Origin of the sequence: Sphingomonas sp. SORGH_AS_0438 (assembly GCF_031453475.1) — a bacterium.
Classification (GTDB): Bacteria; Pseudomonadota; Alphaproteobacteria; order Sphingomonadales; family Sphingomonadaceae; genus Sphingomonas.
The window spans coordinates 2,732,201-2,748,652 of the sequence record NZ_JAVIZS010000001.1 but is presented as its reverse complement, the minus strand read 5'-3'; the positions used below and the strand labels follow the sequence as shown (position 1 = coordinate 2,748,652).

Genomic DNA, 16,452 nt, shown 5'->3' with positions numbered 1-16,452 from the left:
CCCATCCCCGGAACCACGGGGGTTCCGCCCATCCGGCGGTTCAAATCATAATTTCGGCACGGAGAACAGTCGATTGTGCAGGCGCGGCCGGTTCGCTAGCACTCCGCGATGGACTCCGCCCCCACTCATACCCGTTCCCCAATCGCCGCGGAACGCGGCGTATCCCGTTCGCTATTCGCCTTTTCGGTCTTCTATGGCGGCATGGTGTGCATCGCCGGCGTGCTCGGCAACAAGCAGGTGGCGCTGGGGCCGCTGGCGGTGGAGGCGGGCATCTTCGCCTTCCTGCTGCTGGTCGTCACCTCCAGCGCGGTCGCCGAACTGCATGGCCGCCACACCGCCAACCGGCTGGTGCAGGTCGGTTTCGTGCCGCTGGTCGTCTCCGTCCTCCTGTCGCTGGTGGTCCATGCGCTGCCCGCCTCGCCGGAGATGCAGCCGACCAACCGCGACGCGATCCAGCTGATCCTGGGTGGCACCTGGCGCATCTGGCTGGGCGGCATCATCGCCTATGGCATCTCGCAGACGCTGAACGTCACCATCTTCTCCTGGCTGAAGGGGCGCGAGGGTTCGACCCTGTTGTGGCTGCGCGCCGGCCTCGCCAGCATGTTGAGCCAAGTGGTCGACACGCTGTTGTTCGTCACCATCGCCTTTGCCGGCGTCTTCCCGATCGGCGAGCTGCTGCTGGGGCAGATGCTGGCCAAGGTGGTGCTGTCGGGCGTGCTGGTGCCGCCGGCCATCTATCTGTTCGTGGCGCTGGGCAAGCGGCTGGACCGCGCCTGACCATCGGCGCGGTTCGGGGGTCTGGCCTAGCAACCCGCGCGACCCTATAGGCGCGCGCATGACCTATCACCGCCCCGACTCCGCCCTGCTCGCCAAGGCGGAAACGCTGACCGAGGCGCTGCCCTATCTGCAGCGTTATGCCGGCAAGACCTTCGTGGTGAAATATGGCGGCCACGCCATGGGCGACCCCGAATTGCAGCGCGATTTCGCCGAGGATGTCGTGCTGCTGAAGCAGGTCGGCATCAATCCGGTGGTGGTGCATGGCGGCGGCCCGCAGATCGGGTCGATGCTCAAGCGGCTGGGCGTCGAGTCGCAGTTCGTCAACGGCCTGCGCGTGACCGACGCGGAGACCGCCAAGATCGCCGAGATGGTCCTGGCCGGATCGATCAACAAGGACATCGTCGGCTGGATCGGTCAGGCGGGCGGCCGGGCGGTCGGCCTGTCGGGCAAGGACGCCGGGCTGGTGCTGGCGGAGAAGGTCGGCGTCCGCGATCCCGATCCGCTCCAGGGGATCGAGCGGCATGTCGACCTGGGCTTTGTCGGCGAGCCGGTGGCGGTCGACCGCCGCATCCTCGACACGCTGTCGGCGGCCGACATCATTCCGGTCGTCGCCCCGGTCGGCATCGGCGCGGACGGTCAGACCTACAACATCAACGCCGATACCATGGCCGGCGCGATCGCCTCGGCGATGGGGGCGTCGCGCTTCTTCCTCCTCACCGACGTGGCCGGCGTGCTCGACAAGAGTGGCGACCTGATGAGCGACCTGTCGCCTGCCGACGTGCTGCGCCTGCAAAAGGACGGCACCATCACCGGCGGCATGATCCCCAAGGTGCAGACCTGCGTCGCGGCGGTGCAGTCGGGCGTCGATGCGGCGGTGATCCTGGACGGGCGCATCCCGCACGCCATGCTGCTCGAAATCTTTACCCGTCAGGGTGCAGGAACGCTGGTCAGCGCCAGGGGGCGCTGAGGCCGGCGGGGCGGGAAGAAGGCCCAAGGGGTTCTTTCCCGGCCGCGGGCTTCCTATAGATCAGGTCTAGCCACCGGAGTTCCTGCCTTGCTTGCTGTCCTTCAGATCGTCCAGTTGCTGCTCAACCTCCTATGGTGGGTGATCGTCATCCAGGCGATCCTGTCGTGGCTGATCGCGTTCAACATCATCAACACCTATAACGACTTCGTCCGCTCGGTATGGAACGCGCTGCAGCGGATCACCGAGCCGCTCTATCGCCCGATCCGCCGCATCCTGCCCGATTTCGGCGCGCTCGACCTGTCGCCGCTGATCGTGCTGCTGCTGATCTACATCCTGTCGAGCATCGTGCTGCCCAATATCGCGGCCAGCTATGTCTACGGTCCGACCGTCTGATCCGGCCGGCGGGATGACCGGGCGCCCGTGGCGCGCGGCGAAGGACGGATTGCTGGTGTCGGTCCGGGTGACGCCGCGCGGCGGGCGCGACGCCTGGGGGGCAGGAAGCCCCGAGCATTTCGCCGTCCGCGTCGCCGCCGCACCGACGGACGGTTCCGCCAATGACGCGGTCCGCGCCCTCGCCGCCCGGCATTTCACGGTGGCGCGCGGCGCGGTGACGATCCACAGCGGCGAGACGGCGCGGATCAAGCGGCTGCATGTCGCCGGCGACCCGCAGATGCTGGCGGAACGCGCGGCGGCGCTTTATGAGGCGGCGCCATGACCGCTAGCATCATCGACGGCAAGGCCGTGGCCGCCACCCTGCGTTCCCAAGTGGCAGAGGGAGTCGCCACGTTCCAGGCGCAGACCGGCCGTGCGCCGGGGCTCGCCGTGGTGCTGGTCGGCGAGGATGCGGCGTCCTCCGTCTATGTCCGCTCCAAGGGCAAGGCGACGGTCGCGGCCGGCATGGTCAGCGTCGAGCATCGCCTGCCCGCCGATGCCGAACAGGCGGCGCTGATGGCGCTGGTGGCCGAGCTGAACGCCGATCCGGCGATCGACGGCATCCTCGTCCAGCTGCCGCTGCCGTCGCACATGGACGCGCAGGCGGTGATTTCCGCGATCGACCCCAACAAGGATGTCGACGGCTTCCACCCCGCCAATGCCGGACGGCTGGCGACCGGCCTGCCGGCGCTGGTGCCCTGCACACCGCTCGGCTGCCTGATGCTGCTCAAGTCGGTCCATCCCAGCCTGTCCGGCCTGGACGCGGTGGTGGTCGGCCGTTCCAACATCGTCGGCAAGCCGATGGCGCAACTGCTGCTCGGCGAAAGCTGCACCGTAACGATCGCCCACAGCCGCACCCGTGACCTGCCCGCCCGGCTGCGCGCGGCGGATATCGTCGTCGCCGCGGTCGGTATTCCGCAGATGATCCAGGGCGACTGGATCAAGCCGGGGGCGACCGTGATCGATGTCGGCATCAACCGGACCGAGACCGGGCTGGTCGGCGATGTCGACTTCGCCGGTGCCGTGGAGGTCGCGGGCGCGATCACGCCGGTGCCGGGCGGGGTGGGGCCGATGACCATCGCCTGCCTGCTCCGCAACACGCTGGAGGCCGCCTGCCGCCGCGACGGCGTGGCCTTTCCGCTGTGAGCCGGTTTAGCCGGGCCGGGGCGCGGGCGGCATGATCGAGCTGTTCGTCTCCTCGCTCATCACCTTCTTCGTGGTGATCGATCCGCCGGGCTGCGCGCCCATCTATGCCGGCCTGTCGGCGGGCGCGACCGCGACCGTGAAGCGGGCGATGGCGGTGCGCGCGGTCGGCGTGGCATCGCTGATCCTGTTCGTCTTCGCGCTGTTCGGCGAGGCGCTGTTGCGGGGCCTGGGCATCAGCCTGTCGAGCTTCCGCATCGCCGGCGGCATCATGCTGTTCCTGATCGCGCTGGAAATGGTGTTCGAGAAGCGCACCCAGCGCCGCGAGGATCGCGCCGCCAAGGTGGTCGCCGATCACGAAGTCGACGATGTCTCGATCTTCCCCATGGCGATGCCGATGATCGCGGGGCCGGGCTCGATCGCCTCGGTCATGCTGCTGATGGGCCGCAACGAGGGGCTGGAACGGTCGCTGGTGGTGCTCGCCGCGATGGCGACGATCCTGATGCTGACGCTGGTCGCGCTGCTCGCCGCCGGCCCGATCATGCGGGTGCTGGGCGCGAAGATCGAGGCGGTCATCACCCGCCTGCTCGGCGTCCTGCTGGCCGCTCTGGCCGTGCAGTTCGTGATCGACGGTATCACCGTCACGTTGCGCGGCTAGGCGTTTCGCCGGGCGGTCTTCCGGACGGCCCGGCCGCACCCACTACCCCGGCCTTGCGCAGGGTGGTGGGTGCGGAGCGTGTCGGGCTCCGCGCCCCGGATCAGGAGATCCGGAACATCCGATAGGGCGAACCCTTCACCAGCGGCACCGGCGTCAGCCAGTCGAACGTCGCGCCATGCGCCAGCCGGTCGTAGAAGCCGCCGGGATTGCGCGCGCGATAGATGGTCGCCTCCGCCATGTTCGGGCAGACCAGCAGCATCGTCGCGCCATGCCGCTTCATGATCGCCCGCGCCTCCGCCGGGCCGCGGCCGAAGGCGTGCTGCACGTCGAGGATCGCGTCGCCATTGCGGTGATAGGGGCCGGCGATGGCGTCGTGATGGGTGATGGTGATGAGGCGCGGCCCCAGGTCGACAAAGGTGAAGACGGTCGCCGCCGGCACCCGGTTCAGCGTCAGCAGGCGCGAAGTGCGCAGGCATTCGCCCGTCGCGGCGTTGACGCGGCGCGTATAGCTGCTCGGCCGGTCGATCGGCAGCCACTTGATCGCCAGCCCGGCGAACATGCCGGTCAGCACCACGAACGCCGCCACCGGCCCGCCAACCCGCACCAGCGGCGAGCGGTGGTTGAGGAGCCAGGGCAGGATCATCGCCGCCAGCGCCACTGCGCCCGGCACCGCCAGCATCTGCGCCGCCGGCCCCGCGCGCGCGCCTGCCACGCAAGCATCGCGACCGCGAAGCTGGTGAACAGCGCCACGGCGGTCCAGCCCACCGCGCTCGGCTGGCGACGCGCCCGCCAGGCGGCGACCAGCGCGCCGATCAGCCCGATCACCGGCAGCGTCGCGATCGGGAAGGCGACGCGGAACGGGTGCTTGTAGAGCGGCTTGGCCTCCCGGACATTGTCCAGCCAGTTGCGCGCCAGTTCGGGGCTGACCTGCTCGGGCCGCCCCAGGCATTGCGGGAAGAGGAGCGCGAAGCCGACCGCGATCACCGCGCCCGCCAGCACCGCCAGCCCCAGCCGCACCGCCAGCGATCGCGGCGACCATAGCGCCATCGCCAGCAGCAGCGCGCCGGCCACCACCAGCACGCTCAGCCACACCGGGGTCAGCGCGTCGCAGCGCATCACGCGGTTGGCGTAGGACGCGAAAAGCAGGAAGCCGAGCCCGCCGCCGCCGCCCAGCGTCAGCGCATAGACGGCCAGCCGTTTCGCCTCGCCGGGCGTCCAGATCCAGCGCAGCGCGATGATTGCGCCGGCCATGGCGGCATAGGGCAGCATTTCCAGCCCGATCGACAGCGACACCGCGCTTGCCAGCCCGACCTGCAACCCGCCCCGGCCCTGGCGCGGGTCGCTGAGCCCGGCCACGGTCACCGCCAGACAGGCGAGCTGCCAGTTATGATGGTCGATCCGCTCCGGCATGAACATCAGCATCGTCGCGCCGCAGCTCGATACCAGTACGATCAGAGCCAGCGGCCAGGCGATCGGCGCGACCAGGCGGCGGACGGTGGCGGCCAGTGCCAGCATCACCACCGACAGCGGCAGCAGCGGGGCGAGGCCGCAGGCCAGCCGCTCCGCCCAGCTCGGCGACACGAACAGGCGGAAGAACAGGATCAGCCCGGCAATCGGCAGGTCGACGATGCGGCTCCAATGGATGTCGAACCCGGCGGGCGGGTTCATCCGATACTGGCGCAGGTCGTACCAGCCCTGGCCGCCCAGCCAGGCGCGGACCTGCATCAGCCGCATATTGTCGTCGGTATCGCCGAGCGACAGCCAGCGGATCGCGGTCCAGCGCTCATGCAGGAACCAGGCGGTGACCGCCAGCCACGCGATCAGGACCAGCGCGACCCAGCGCTGCTCCACATCGCGGCGCAATCCCGTCGAACCGGTTGCGATCACCTATCCGTCCTTCCCTGACGCCGCGCGAGCGGCAAAGCCGAGCGCTTAGTGGCGGCGCACGTCACCGGCAATGGGGCAGGGCCGGCTCGTGAATCGCCCGGCGATAATGATCGTCCGTTCCCGCGCCGGAGCGCACGCGCCAATGGCAAGAAGGTTCCTCATGACATGGGTTAGCCCGGTTTGATCTTCTGTGCCGAATTCGAGCAAGGCCATGGAACCATTTGGAATTTACGAATTATTCAGGAACTTCTACATCTGAAACTCCATTAGGGCAGCGTTGCACCGACGACGACCGGGGGGTCCGGAGAGGCTCGGGGGCACCGCATGAAAGGGGTTGTCATGATCAAGAAATTCGCCGTTGCCGCGGCCGCGCTGACTGCTGTCGCATCGCCGGCCTATGCCGTTTCCTTCACCACCCAGCTCGGCAGCACGGCGACCTTCGCCGCGCCGGCCGGTGGCACGGTGGTCGACTTCAACAACGGCACGACCGTGCCCACCGGCTTCACGCTGACCGGCTCGGGCTATATCGTCAGCAATGCCGAGGCCGCATCGACCGGTGCGCGTCCGGCGTTCAGCGATGGCTCGGCCTATCTGTCGGTCCTGGGTGGCGGCGCCGCCACGCTGGCGAGCACCGGCATGGGCTATCAGTCGATCAGCCTGTTCCTAGGCTCGATCGATGCGTACAACACCGTCCGCGTGCTGAGCACGACCGGTGCGGTGCTCGCCACCTATACCGGTTCGCAGTTCGTCGTCCCCGCCGATGGCAACCAGGACGTGCCGCGCACCAACCGCCGCGTCACCTTCTTCGCGGGTGCCGGTCAGTCGCTGGGTGGCCTGACGCTCAGCAGCGGCAGCAACTCGCTCGAGACCGACAACATCGTGTTCAGCGTTCCCGAGCCGTCGACCTGGGCGCTGATGCTGGTCGGCTTCGGCATGGTCGGTGGCGCGGCGCGCTATCGCCGTCGCAAGACCGCCGCCAGCTTCGCCTGAAGCGCGGCCTCGATCGATCGCGCGGCAGGCGTCGCGTGATCGATGGGGCGAGAAAGCCGTCGTTCCCTTCGGGGAGCGGCGGCTTTCGCGTATCTAGCGCCGGATGACATGACCTCGGCTTGAGATGGTTATTGCGAGGGGAGCGAAGCGATCCGCAGCCGCGTGCGTGACGCCCTAGATTGCTTCGCTGCGCTCGCAGTGACAGCTTGGGATAACCCAAGCCGTCATCCTGCTCTAGCGCAGGCGGCGGGCCTCGTCGGCGGCGAGGGCGGCCGACAGCCCGTTCCGCACCGACAGCATCACTTGCAACGGCGCGCTTTCGACCGGGGCGGGCAGGACCGGTTGGGCCGCGACCGGCTTCGACCGGGATGTGTCGCCCGTTTCCAGCAGGTGCCGCACGCCGCGGATCGTATAGCCCTGCTCATGCAGCAGCATGTTGATCCGCTTGACCAGGGCGACATGTTCGGGCCGATAATAGCGGCGATTGCCGGCCCGCGTGACCGGGCGCAACTGGTCGAACCGGGTTTCCCAGTAGCGCAGCACATGATGCGGGATGCCGGTTTCCGCCGACAATTCGCCGATCGACTTGAGGGTCAGGCCGTTGCCGGCGGCGGCGATGGTAGATGCGGTTCGGGGCCGTGCCATGATCGTTCCCCCCGGATCGATCAGGCGGCGGCGGAGGCTTCGACGATGCGATCGCGCATCATCTGGCTGGCGCGGAAGGTGAGGACCCGGCGCGGCGCGATCGGCACCTCGACCCCGGTCTTGGGATTGCGGCCGATCCGTTCGCCCTTGTCGCGCAGGACGAAGGTGCCGAAACCGGAGATCTTGACGTTCTGGCCGTGGCTCAGCGCCCCGCACATCTCGTTCAGGATCTGCTCGACGATCCGGGCCGAATCGGCGCGGCTCAGTCCGACCTCATGGTGCAGCGATTCGGCCAGATCGGCCCGGGTCAATGTACCTGCTTCGTGCATACCGTATTCCCCCAAAGCTGACGGGCGAATATCAGATACCGTTCCCGATAAAAAGACTTTTATGCTCTAGGTTATGCAAACGTCCGCAAGTGTCTCAGAAGCGGACGATTGCTGCGCCCCAGGTGAAGCCGCCGCCCATCGCCTCCAGCACCACGATATCGCCCTGTCGGATGCGTCCGTCGCGCACCGCCACGTCCAGCGCCAGCGGCACCGAGGCGGCGGAGGTGTTGGCATGGCGATCGACGGTCACGATCACCTTCTCGCTCGCGAGGGCGAGCTTGCGGGCGGTGGCGTCGAGAATGCGGGCATTGGCCTGATGCGGCACCACCCAGTCGACATCCTCGGTCTTCAGTCCGGCGAGCGCCAGCGCCTCGCCCATCACCGCCGCCAGGTTGGTGACGGCGTGGCGGAACACCTCGCGCCCCTTCATCCGCAGCTTGCCGACCGTGCCGGTGGTGGAGGGGCCGCCATCGACATAGAGCAGCTCATTGTGGCGGCCGTCGGCATGGAGGCGGGTGGCGAGGATGCCGCGCCCGTCCTCGGCCACGTCCTGCGCCTCCAGCACGATCGCGCCCGCGCCGTCGCCGAACAGGACGCAGGTGGTGCGGTCCTCCCAGTCGAGGATGCGGCTGAACGTCTCCGCACCGATCACCAGCGCACGGGCATGGACGCCGGCGCGCAGCATCGAATCGGCGACCTGCACCGCATAGAGGAAGCCGGAGCAGACCGCCGCCACGTCGAACGCGACGCAATCGTCGATGCCCAGCATCGCCTGCACCTTGGTGGCGGTGGCAGGAAAGGTCTGGTCGGGCGTGGCGGTCGCCAGCACGATCAGGTCGATATCCTGCGCGCTATGACCACCCGCCGCCAGCGCCGCGCGTGCGGCATCGGCCGCCAGCGTCGCCGTCGTCTCGCCCGGTCCGGCCAGGTGGCGGAAGCGGATGCCGGTACGCTCGACGATCCATTCGTCGCTGGTGTCGACCTGCTCGGCCAGCTCCGCATTGGACACCCGCCGGGCGGGCAGGGCGGAACCGGTGCCGTTGACGACCGAACGGATCATGCGACATGCTCCAGGCCGAGATCCTCGGCGATGCGGCGGGTGAGGTCGGCGCGCGCCAGCTTGGCGGCATTGGCGATCGCGGTGGCGACGCCCAGCTCGTTGGCGCTTCCATGGCTCTTCACCACGATCCCTTTCAGGCCCAGGAAGACCGCGCCATTATGGTTGTTGGGGTCGAGATGGTCGCGCAGCAGCTGCGTCGCCGGCCGCGAGATCAGGAAGCCCAGTTTCGAGCGGACCGAGCTGGTGAAGGCGCGCTTCAGCAGGTCGCCGACGAACCGGGCGGTGCCCTCCGCGGTCTTGAGCGCGATATTGCCGGCGAAGCCGTCGCAGACGATCACGTCGACATGGCCGCGCGCCAGCTTGTCGCCCTCGACGAAGCCGGTGAATTGCAGGGGGAGGTGCGTGGCGGCGCGCAGTTCGGCGGCGGCCTCGCGAATCCAGTCGGTGCCCTTCTGGTCCTCCGACCCGATGTTCAGCAGCGCGACGCGCGGCCGTTCGAGGTCGAGGATGATCCGGGCATAGGCGGCGCCCATCACCGCGAATTGGACGAGGTTGCGCGCATCCACCTCGGTATTGGCACCCAGGTCGAGCATCACCACGTCATTGTCGCCAAGCGTGGGAAGGGGGGCCGCCAGCGCGGGCCGGTCGATGCCGGGCAGCATGCGCAGCGACAGCTTCGCCATCGCCATCAGCGCGCCGGTATTGCCCGACGACACCATGGCGGCGGCGCGACCCTGTTTGACCAGGTCGATGGCGATGCCCATCGAGGTCACCTTGGACCGGCGAATCGCCTGACTGGGCTTTTCGCTGGACCCGACGACCTCGGGGGCGTGGACGATCTCGGAATTGGCGGACAGATTCGGATGGGCTTTCAGCCCCGCCCGAATCTGGTCCGTGTCGCCCACCAGGAAGAAATGCAGGCCTTCGAAGCGACGCCGCGCCCGGGCGACGCCCGCAAGCATCACCTCCAGCCCCTCGTCGCCGCCCATCGCATCGACGGCGATCCAGGGCTGGTCGGTCATCCGGTTACTCCGATCGATCCGGCGGTTAGGCCTCGACCGAAACGACCTCGCGGCCGTTATAGTGGCCGCATGCGCCGCACAGCACGTGCGGACGCTTCAGTTCGCCGCAGTTCGGGCATTCCTGGAACGCCGCGACGGTCAGCGAGTCGTGGCCACGGCGCATGCCGCGCTTGGAGGGCGAAGTCTTTCTCTTGGGGACGGCCATTGCGGCACCTTATTCGACGTGGAACAGATTGGAATGCGCACGACATGACAGTCCGGCCACAGCGGGCCGCACCGATATGCCGGACGCATCGCGAAGCGTGGCGCTATAGCGATTTCGGTCATTGTTGCAAGTATCCCAACACCCGGGCAGGGTCCTGCACATGAAAATCCTGACACCAGCCCTGCTTGTCCTGACCCCGCTGCTAACTGGAGCCGCGCCGGCCGCGCCATCCCCCGTCTCGCCCGACCGGCTGTCCGCCGACGTCCGGACCCTGGCGTCCGAGTCGTTCCAGGGCCGTGCGCCAGGGACGCCGGGCGAGTCGAAGACGATCGACTGGCTGGTCGCGCAGTTCAAGGCGATGGGCCTGCAACCCGGCGGCCGGGACGGGCAGTGGACCCAGGCCGTGCCGCTGATCCGCACCCGGATCGGCGATGGGCCGGTCTCCGCCAATGGCACTGCCTGGACGCAGGGCCGCGACGTGTATCTGAGCAGCGTGCGGCCGGACTCGCGCGAGACGGTGAAGGACGCCCCTCTGGTCTTTGTCGGCTACGGCGTGTCCGCGCCCGAGCAGAACTGGGACGACTTCAAGGGTGTCGACCTGAAGGGCAAGGTCGCGGTCTTCCTGGTCAACGATCCGGATTTCGAGGCGGCGGCGGGCGACGATTCGACCGGCCGGTTCGGCGGACGGCGGATGACCTATTATGGCCGCTGGACCTATAAGTTCGAGGAGGCGGCGCGGCGCGGCGCGGTGGCGGCGCTGATCGTCCATGACACGCCGGGGGCCGGCTATGGCTGGGCGACGGTGACCGCGCCGGCCGGCGAAAATTACGATGTCGCCCGCCCGCCCGCGCCGCGCGTCGCGTTGCAGGGCTGGATCGAGGGGGGCGCGGCCACGCGGCTGTTCCAGGCGGCGGGGCTGGACCTGGCCGCCCTGCGCAAGGCGGCGCGGCGCAGCGATTTCCGCCCGGTGCCGATTCCGGGGACGGGCTTCTCCGCCGACCTGCCCGTCGCGGTGACTCGGGCGGAAAGCCGCAACGTGCTGGCGAAGCTGCCGGGCACGTCGCGGCCGGGCGAGGTGGTGATGTACGGCGCGCATTGGGATGCCTATGGCATCGGCGCGCCGGATACGGAGGGGCGGACGATCCGGCCGGGCGCGAACGACGACGCGCTGGGCGTCGCCGGGGTGCTGGAGATTGCGCGGGCCGCCGCCAAGGGCCCGCGTCCGGCGCGCAGCCAGGTGTTCGCGCTGTGGACCGGCGAGGAGCGCGGGCTGCTGGGCTCCGAGACCTATGCCGCCGATCCGATCTATCCCGCCGCGACCACGGTCGCCAATCTGACGCTCGACATCCTCCAGACCGCCGGGCCGTCGCGTGACGTACTGCTGGTCGGGCAGGGGCAGAATGCGCTGGAGGACCGGCTGGCGGCCGCCGCGCGGGCGCAGGGCCGGGTGGTGACGCCCGAGGCGCTGCCGGAGCGCGGGCTGTTCTACCGGGCCGATCACTTCTCGGTCGCGCGGCGGGGCGTGCCGACGCTGCTGCTGATGGCGATCAGCGGTGCGCCCGACCTGGTCGAGGGCGGCCGGACGGCGGGGCAGGCCTGGCTGGACGGCTATATGCGCTGCTACCACCAGACCTGTGACGCCTGGTCGAAAGAGTGGGATCTGCGTGGTGCTGCGGCCGATGTCGACCTGATCCGCCGCGTCGGCTTCGACCTGGCGCGGGGCAGCGACTGGCCGGAATGGCGGCAAGGCTCCGAGTTCCGGGCCGTGCGGGCGGAAAGCGCGGCGGCGCGGAGGCGGTAAGGCGGAGCCGTTACTCTCCTCCTGTTCCCCGGCGAAGGCCAGGGCCCAGTTGGAACGGCCTTGGTAACGGACCGCTGCCCGTCGTCATGATCGCCCCCCAACTGGGCCCCGGCCTTCGCCGGGGAACAGGTAGAGCTTCTATGCCAACCCCAGCGGCTAGAGCTCTTACCCCAACCCCAGCACCGCATCGCCCACGAACGGATTGGTCCGCCGCTCATGCGCGAAGGTGCTGGCGGGGCCGTGGCCCGGCACGAAGGCGACATCGCCCAGCGGCCACAGTTTCTCGCGGACCGAGCGGATCAGGTCGTCATGGCTGCCGAGCGGAAAGTCGGTGCGGCCGATCGATCCCTGGAACAGCACGTCGCCGACCTGCGCGAAGCGCGAGGGGGCATGATGGAAGATCACATGGCCCGGCGTGTGACCGGGGGTGAGATAGACGTCGAGCGTCAGGTCGCCGATCGTCACCGTGTCGCCATCGTCCAGCCAGCGGTCGGGTTCGAACACCACGCCGCGGATGCCGTAATTGCGGCCGTCCTCGTCCAGCCGCGCGATCCAGAAGCGGTCCGCCTCGTGCGGCCCCTCGATCGGCACGCCCAGCGCGTCGGCGAGCGGCTTGGCCTCACCGGCATGGTCGATATGGCCATGGGTGAGCAGGATCTTCTCCACCGTCACGCCGGCCTGGCGAATCGCATCATGGATTCGCGGCAGGTCGCCGCCGGGATCGACCACCGCCGCCTTCATCGTCCGCGTGCACCAGATCAGCGTGCAATTCTGCTGGAGCGGTGTGACGAGGATGATGGCGGCGCGCAGCGGCATCGCGTCGGGGGGCGTGTCGGTCATGATTCGTCCTTACGCCCGCCGATCGCCGGTCACCAGAGGATGCCCTGCACCGGCGTCTTCGGTTCGGGCGCTTCGTCGCCGATCGCCTGGAGCAAGTCGATCTCGATCGTCCGGCACATGGCGGTCAGCGGCACGTCGTGGATGGTGTTGGCGAAGGGATCGACCAAGTCGTCGCCGATCTGGAGGATGGCGAGGAACATCAGGCCCGCGATGGTCGAGCCGATCGGCGTCGCGAAGCCCAGCGTCTCGACCAGCCCGATCGGCAGCAGGATGCAGAACAGCCGCGTGAAGAAGGCGGGGAAGAAGCGATACTGGTTGGGCAGCGGCGTGTTCTTCAGCCGCTCCATGCCACCCTGCGCATTGGCGATGTCGACCAGGATGCGCTCCAGCGACGCCTGCTGGATGGTGTCGATCCAGCCCTTCTTGCGCGCATCCTCGATCCGCCGGCCGGTGCCATCGAGCAGGCCGTTGGCGGTGTTGACGCGCGCCAGCGCAGGCTCCGCCTCGCCCCGCGACAGATAGTGCAGCACTTCCTCGTCCCGCGGCTGGCGACGCAATTGGCAGCGTAGCGCGTTCACATAGGCGACCTGGCGCAGCACGATCGACCGTTTCAGGTCGCGCGCCTCGTCGGGCAGGAAGTTGCGCGCGGCGCGGGCCAGGTTGCGCGAGGCGTTGATCATCGCCCCCCACAGCACGCGGCCCTCCCACCAGCGCTGATAGGCGCTGTTGTCGCGAAAGCCGAGGAACAGCGCCAGCGCCGAGCCGAACAGGGTCAGCGGCAGCGACGGCGCCTTGAAGGGCAGCACGAAATAGGTGACGGTGACGATACAGTCCCAGACGAACAGACCGAGCAGCGGGCGCCAGACTTCAGAAACGATGAACTTCAGGCGGGGGGTGGCGTCGACGATCAACAATCGGCTCCTTGTTCGCTGGGCTAGGTCCGGTCAGGACGTAACGTCGCATCGATGCGCGGGTTCACATGATTTTCAAACATGGGTGCGTTCCGGACGGGTGAGCGCCTGGTCGCGCAGGCCCCGCCACACCTTCAGCGCCTGCACGGTTTCCGGCACGTCATGGACCCGGAGCAGCTGCACCCCGGCCTCCGCGCCCTTCAGCGCCAGCGCCACGCTGCCGCCCAGCCGCCGGTCGACCGGCGCTTCGTCGGACAAGGCGCCGATCAGCCGCTTGCGGCTGGCGCCCAGCATGATCGGGCAGCCCAGGCCGTGAAAGGCGGCCAGGCCGTTGACCAGCGCCAGATTGTCGCCGAGCGACTTGCCGAAGCCGATGCCGGGATCGACCAGGATCTGCGATCGGCCGATGCCGGCGGCGACGCAGGCGTCGATCCGCGCCTCCAGCCAGGCGAAGACCTCCGCCACCACGTCGCGATAGGCGACCCGGCCATGGCCGCCCTGTCGGGGATCGGGCGAGTGCATCAGGATGACCGGACAGCCGGCCCCGGCCACCACCTGCATGGCGCGGTCGTCCCACGACAGCGCCGACACGTCGTTGACGATCGCCGCGCCGGCCGCCAGCGCCGCCTCCATCACCAGCGCCTTGCGCGTGTCGATCGACACCAGCGCACCTGCTGCCGCCAGTCGCTCGACGACCGGGCGGATGCGCGAGGCCTCCTCCTCCTCCCAGACCAGCGCCGCGCCGGGACGGGTCGACTCGCCGCCCAGGTCGATCAGCGCCGCGCCGGCGGCGAGCAGGTCGTGCCCGGCGGCGGCCGCGGCGGCGGGATCGCCCACATGGCGGCCGCCGTCCGAGAAGCTGTCGGGCGTGACGTTGAGGATGGCGGCGACCTGCGGCTGGTCGAAGCGCAAGGTGCGCGCGCCCAACGCCATGGGCGGGCGGGGGGCGGTGATCCGGTCGTGCAGAAGGCGCGCCCGTTCGCCCAGCGACGCCAGGTCGGCGAGCGGCACGATGCGGCGGCCGCCCGGCTCCGTCACCTCATAGGCGGCGAACCACTGCATCCCGCCGGCGAGCCGGGCGACGCTGCCCTCGGGCGCACCGATCGGCGTGTCGACGAACTGGACGGGGCGGAGAAGGAGGATCGGATCGGCCACGGCCTACGCTCCACCCGCTCGCGCCCGCCGGGTCAAGGGGGACGGCATGATCCGTGATGTGCGCTGGGCAAGCCGGACAAGGGCTTATGCCGCGTGTGATCCCGGATCCTGCGTTCGCAGGACCATGGTGCAGACGGTCGCCAAGGCCCTGCCGTCGCCGGAAGGGCAGGCGCGCGAATGTTCAGGGCTTGCGGGCGAACCAGATGACGTGGCGCGCGCCCTTGCCGTTGGAGCGGGCGCGGACCGCGACCTCGTCGGTGTCGAAGCCGGCATTGCGCAGCCGCCGGGCGAAGGCGGTGTCGGGCGCGGCGGACCAGACGGCCAGGATGCCGCCCGGCTTGAGTGCCAGCTTGGCGCTGGCCAGGCCGCGCGCCGAATAGAGGCCGTCATTGCCGGCGCGGGTCAGCCCGTCCGGGCCATTGTCCACGTCGAGCAGGATCGCGTCGTAATCGCTCCGCGCGATCTCGATCGCCCGCGCCACATCGCCCATCGCCAGATGGACGCGCGGGTCGTCCAGCCCGCCGGCGGTGAGCGCCGCCATCGGCCCGCGGGCCCAGGCGATGATCTCCGGCACCAATTCGGCGACGGTGACCCGCGCGTCGGCGGGCAGCACGCCCAGCGCCGCGCGCAGCGTGAAGCCCATGCCATAGCCGCCGATCAGCAGCCGGGGCGCGGGGCTGTCCAGCCGCTCGCAGGTCATGGTCGCCAGGGCTTCCTCGGACCCGCTCATGCGGCTGTTCATCAGCTCGTTGCGATCGAGCACGATCATATAGTCGTCGCCGCGCCGGAACAGGCGGAGATCCTCGCCGCCGGGGACGGCGGCGGTGTCGATCAGCTCGCGGGGCGTCATCGGGCGGCTTACTTGCCCGACTTGCGCTGCTTGCGGGCGGCGTAGCGCGCGTCGCGCAGCGCCTTCTGCTCCTCGGGCGTCAGCGCCGGCTTCACCTTGGCGGCGGCGGCGGCCTCCTGCTCGGCGGCCTCGGCGGCGCGGGCGCGCTTGGCCTCGGCGGCCTGCTCACGCTCAAGGCGCTGCGCCTCGCGCTTGGCGGCGGCGGCGGCTTCCTTCTCCTGGCGCTTGGCGGCGCGGGCCGCGACGGCGGCTTCGTCGACCGGCGGCTTGTCGCGCAGCTTGGCGAGCGCATCGCTCTTCGCCTTGGCGGCGGCGGCCTGACGGTCCTGGAACGTGGGAAGTTTGAATGCAGCCATAAGGCTCGTGATTATCCTGTCTTTGGGGGTGCGAGTCGAATCGGTCGCAATATAGGCGGTTCCGAGGCCGACGACACGTCTGTGTTGGAGGAAGGGATGGTCCGCACCGTCCGGGACGGTGCGGACCGGAGCGGGTCAGGCCTGTTGCAGGTTGACGGCCGAGGTCTTGCCGCGGCGATCGGTTTCCAGCTCGTAGGACACGCGCTGGTCGCGATCGAGCGTCGCCATGCCGGCGCGCTCGACGGCCGAGATGTGGACGAACGCGTCGTCGCCGCCGGTTTCCGGTGCGATGAAGCCATAGCCCTTGTCGGCGTTGAAGAATTTGACGGTTCCGGTGATCATATGGGTATCCTTTGTCCCATGGAGGACGGGCATACGCCAAACGCGGCGCATCCCGGCTACGGCGAGGCTAGAAAGGGACAAA

Annotated in this window: 19 protein-coding genes and 1 pseudogene; 8 read left to right on the top strand and 12 right to left on the bottom strand. The window is 69.2% G+C overall.

The features are described from left to right. Nucleotides 1-108: 108 nt before the first annotated feature. The 6 genes from QE452_RS12800 to QE452_RS12775 all read left to right on the top strand — a co-directional run bounded on the left by QE452_RS12800 (nucleotide 109) and on the right by QE452_RS12775 (nucleotide 3,977). The gene (locus QE452_RS12800; RefSeq protein WP_309657503.1) at nucleotides 109-777 is read left to right on the top strand and encodes a queuosine precursor transporter; all 669 of its coding nucleotides are present in this window, start codon (nucleotides 109-111) and stop codon (nucleotides 775-777) included. A 58-nt stretch (nucleotides 778-835) separates the two neighbouring features. Beyond that, nucleotides 836-1,744, top strand: a complete 909-nt coding sequence (argB, locus tag QE452_RS12795; RefSeq protein ID WP_309657504.1) for an acetylglutamate kinase — start codon at nucleotides 836-838, stop codon at nucleotides 1,742-1,744. An 87-nt stretch (nucleotides 1,745-1,831) separates the two neighbouring features. Continuing rightward, the gene (locus QE452_RS12790; RefSeq protein ID WP_125993266.1) at nucleotides 1,832-2,137 is read left to right on the top strand and encodes a YggT family protein; all 306 of its coding nucleotides are present in this window, start codon (nucleotides 1,832-1,834) and stop codon (nucleotides 2,135-2,137) included. Between the two features lie 13 nt (nucleotides 2,138-2,150). Then, entirely contained in the window at nucleotides 2,151-2,459 is a 309-nt protein-coding gene (locus QE452_RS12785) for a DUF167 family protein (RefSeq protein WP_309657505.1), read from the top strand. Continuing rightward, nucleotides 2,456-3,322: a bifunctional methylenetetrahydrofolate dehydrogenase/methenyltetrahydrofolate cyclohydrolase FolD gene (folD, locus tag QE452_RS12780; protein ID WP_309657506.1), complete on the top strand. Its 867-nt coding sequence runs from the start codon at nucleotides 2,456-2,458 to the stop codon at nucleotides 3,320-3,322. The genes QE452_RS12785 and folD overlap by 4 nt, the downstream gene beginning before the upstream one ends. Nucleotides 3,323-3,353: 31 nt before the next feature. Then, nucleotides 3,354-3,977: a MarC family protein gene (locus QE452_RS12775; RefSeq protein ID WP_309657507.1), complete on the top strand. Its 624-nt coding sequence runs from the start codon at nucleotides 3,354-3,356 to the stop codon at nucleotides 3,975-3,977. A gap of 100 nt (nucleotides 3,978-4,077) precedes the next feature. Here the strand turns inward: QE452_RS12775 and QE452_RS12770 are convergent. Beyond that, nucleotides 4,078-5,864, bottom strand: a pseudogene (locus tag QE452_RS12770) (AcrB/AcrD/AcrF family protein). Between the two features lie 339 nt (nucleotides 5,865-6,203). On the opposite strand from QE452_RS12770, the gene QE452_RS12765 reads away from it, so the two are divergent. Next, entirely contained in the window at nucleotides 6,204-6,854 is a 651-nt protein-coding gene (locus tag QE452_RS12765) for a PEPxxWA-CTERM sorting domain-containing protein (RefSeq protein WP_309657509.1), read from the top strand. Nucleotides 6,855-7,088: 234 nt separating this feature from the next. On the opposite strand, the gene QE452_RS12760 is transcribed toward QE452_RS12765, so the two are convergent. The 5 genes from QE452_RS12760 to rpmF all read right to left on the bottom strand — a co-directional run bounded on the left by QE452_RS12760 (nucleotide 7,089) and on the right by rpmF (nucleotide 10,115). Beyond that, entirely contained in the window at nucleotides 7,089-7,499 is a 411-nt protein-coding gene (locus tag QE452_RS12760; protein WP_309657510.1) for a MerR family transcriptional regulator, read from the bottom strand. A 20-nt stretch (nucleotides 7,500-7,519) separates the two neighbouring features. Next, entirely contained in the window at nucleotides 7,520-7,828 is a 309-nt protein-coding gene (locus tag QE452_RS12755) for an integration host factor subunit alpha (protein WP_309657511.1), read from the bottom strand. A 94-nt stretch (nucleotides 7,829-7,922) separates the two neighbouring features. Beyond that, complete coding sequence (locus QE452_RS12750; RefSeq protein ID WP_309657512.1) at nucleotides 7,923-8,888, bottom strand: beta-ketoacyl-ACP synthase III; 966 nt, start codon at nucleotides 8,886-8,888, stop codon at nucleotides 7,923-7,925. Further along, on the bottom strand, nucleotides 8,885-9,910 hold the full coding sequence (gene plsX / locus QE452_RS12745) for a phosphate acyltransferase PlsX (RefSeq protein ID WP_309657513.1): 1,026 nt from the start codon (nucleotides 9,908-9,910) through the stop codon (nucleotides 8,885-8,887). The genes QE452_RS12750 and plsX overlap by 4 nt, the downstream gene beginning before the upstream one ends. Nucleotides 9,911-9,935: 25 nt before the next feature. Beyond that, on the bottom strand, nucleotides 9,936-10,115 hold the full coding sequence (gene rpmF, locus QE452_RS12740) for a 50S ribosomal protein L32 (RefSeq protein WP_055841808.1): 180 nt from the start codon (nucleotides 10,113-10,115) through the stop codon (nucleotides 9,936-9,938). 160 nt (nucleotides 10,116-10,275) lie between these two features. Between rpmF and QE452_RS12735 the strand changes: the two genes are divergently transcribed. Continuing rightward, nucleotides 10,276-11,916, top strand: coding sequence for a M28 family metallopeptidase (locus tag QE452_RS12735; protein ID WP_309657514.1), 1,641 nt, complete (start codon nucleotides 10,276-10,278; stop codon nucleotides 11,914-11,916). Nucleotides 11,917-12,081: 165 nt separating this feature from the next. Here QE452_RS12735 and QE452_RS12730 read toward each other — a convergent pair whose 3' ends face one another. From QE452_RS12730 to QE452_RS12705, 6 genes are all read right to left on the bottom strand, one after another. Further along, a complete protein-coding gene (locus tag QE452_RS12730) occupies nucleotides 12,082-12,756 on the bottom strand; it encodes an MBL fold metallo-hydrolase (RefSeq protein ID WP_309657515.1) in 675 nt (224 codons plus the stop codon). 29 nt (nucleotides 12,757-12,785) lie between these two features. Beyond that, nucleotides 12,786-13,667, bottom strand: coding sequence for a bestrophin family ion channel (locus tag QE452_RS12725; protein ID WP_309657516.1), 882 nt, complete (start codon nucleotides 13,665-13,667; stop codon nucleotides 12,786-12,788). A gap of 75 nt (nucleotides 13,668-13,742) precedes the next feature. Then, nucleotides 13,743-14,822: a dihydropteroate synthase gene (gene folP, locus QE452_RS12720; RefSeq protein ID WP_309657517.1), complete on the bottom strand. Its 1,080-nt coding sequence runs from the start codon at nucleotides 14,820-14,822 to the stop codon at nucleotides 13,743-13,745. A 181-nt stretch (nucleotides 14,823-15,003) separates the two neighbouring features. After that, entirely contained in the window at nucleotides 15,004-15,672 is a 669-nt protein-coding gene (locus QE452_RS12715; RefSeq protein WP_309657518.1) for a spermidine synthase, read from the bottom strand. A gap of 8 nt (nucleotides 15,673-15,680) precedes the next feature. After that, complete coding sequence (locus QE452_RS12710) at nucleotides 15,681-16,028, bottom strand: DUF6481 family protein (RefSeq protein ID WP_125994742.1); 348 nt, start codon at nucleotides 16,026-16,028, stop codon at nucleotides 15,681-15,683. Nucleotides 16,029-16,163: 135 nt separating this feature from the next. After that, a complete protein-coding gene (locus QE452_RS12705; protein WP_125994741.1) occupies nucleotides 16,164-16,370 on the bottom strand; it encodes a cold-shock protein in 207 nt (68 codons plus the stop codon). Between the last annotated feature and the right edge of the window lie 82 nt (nucleotides 16,371-16,452).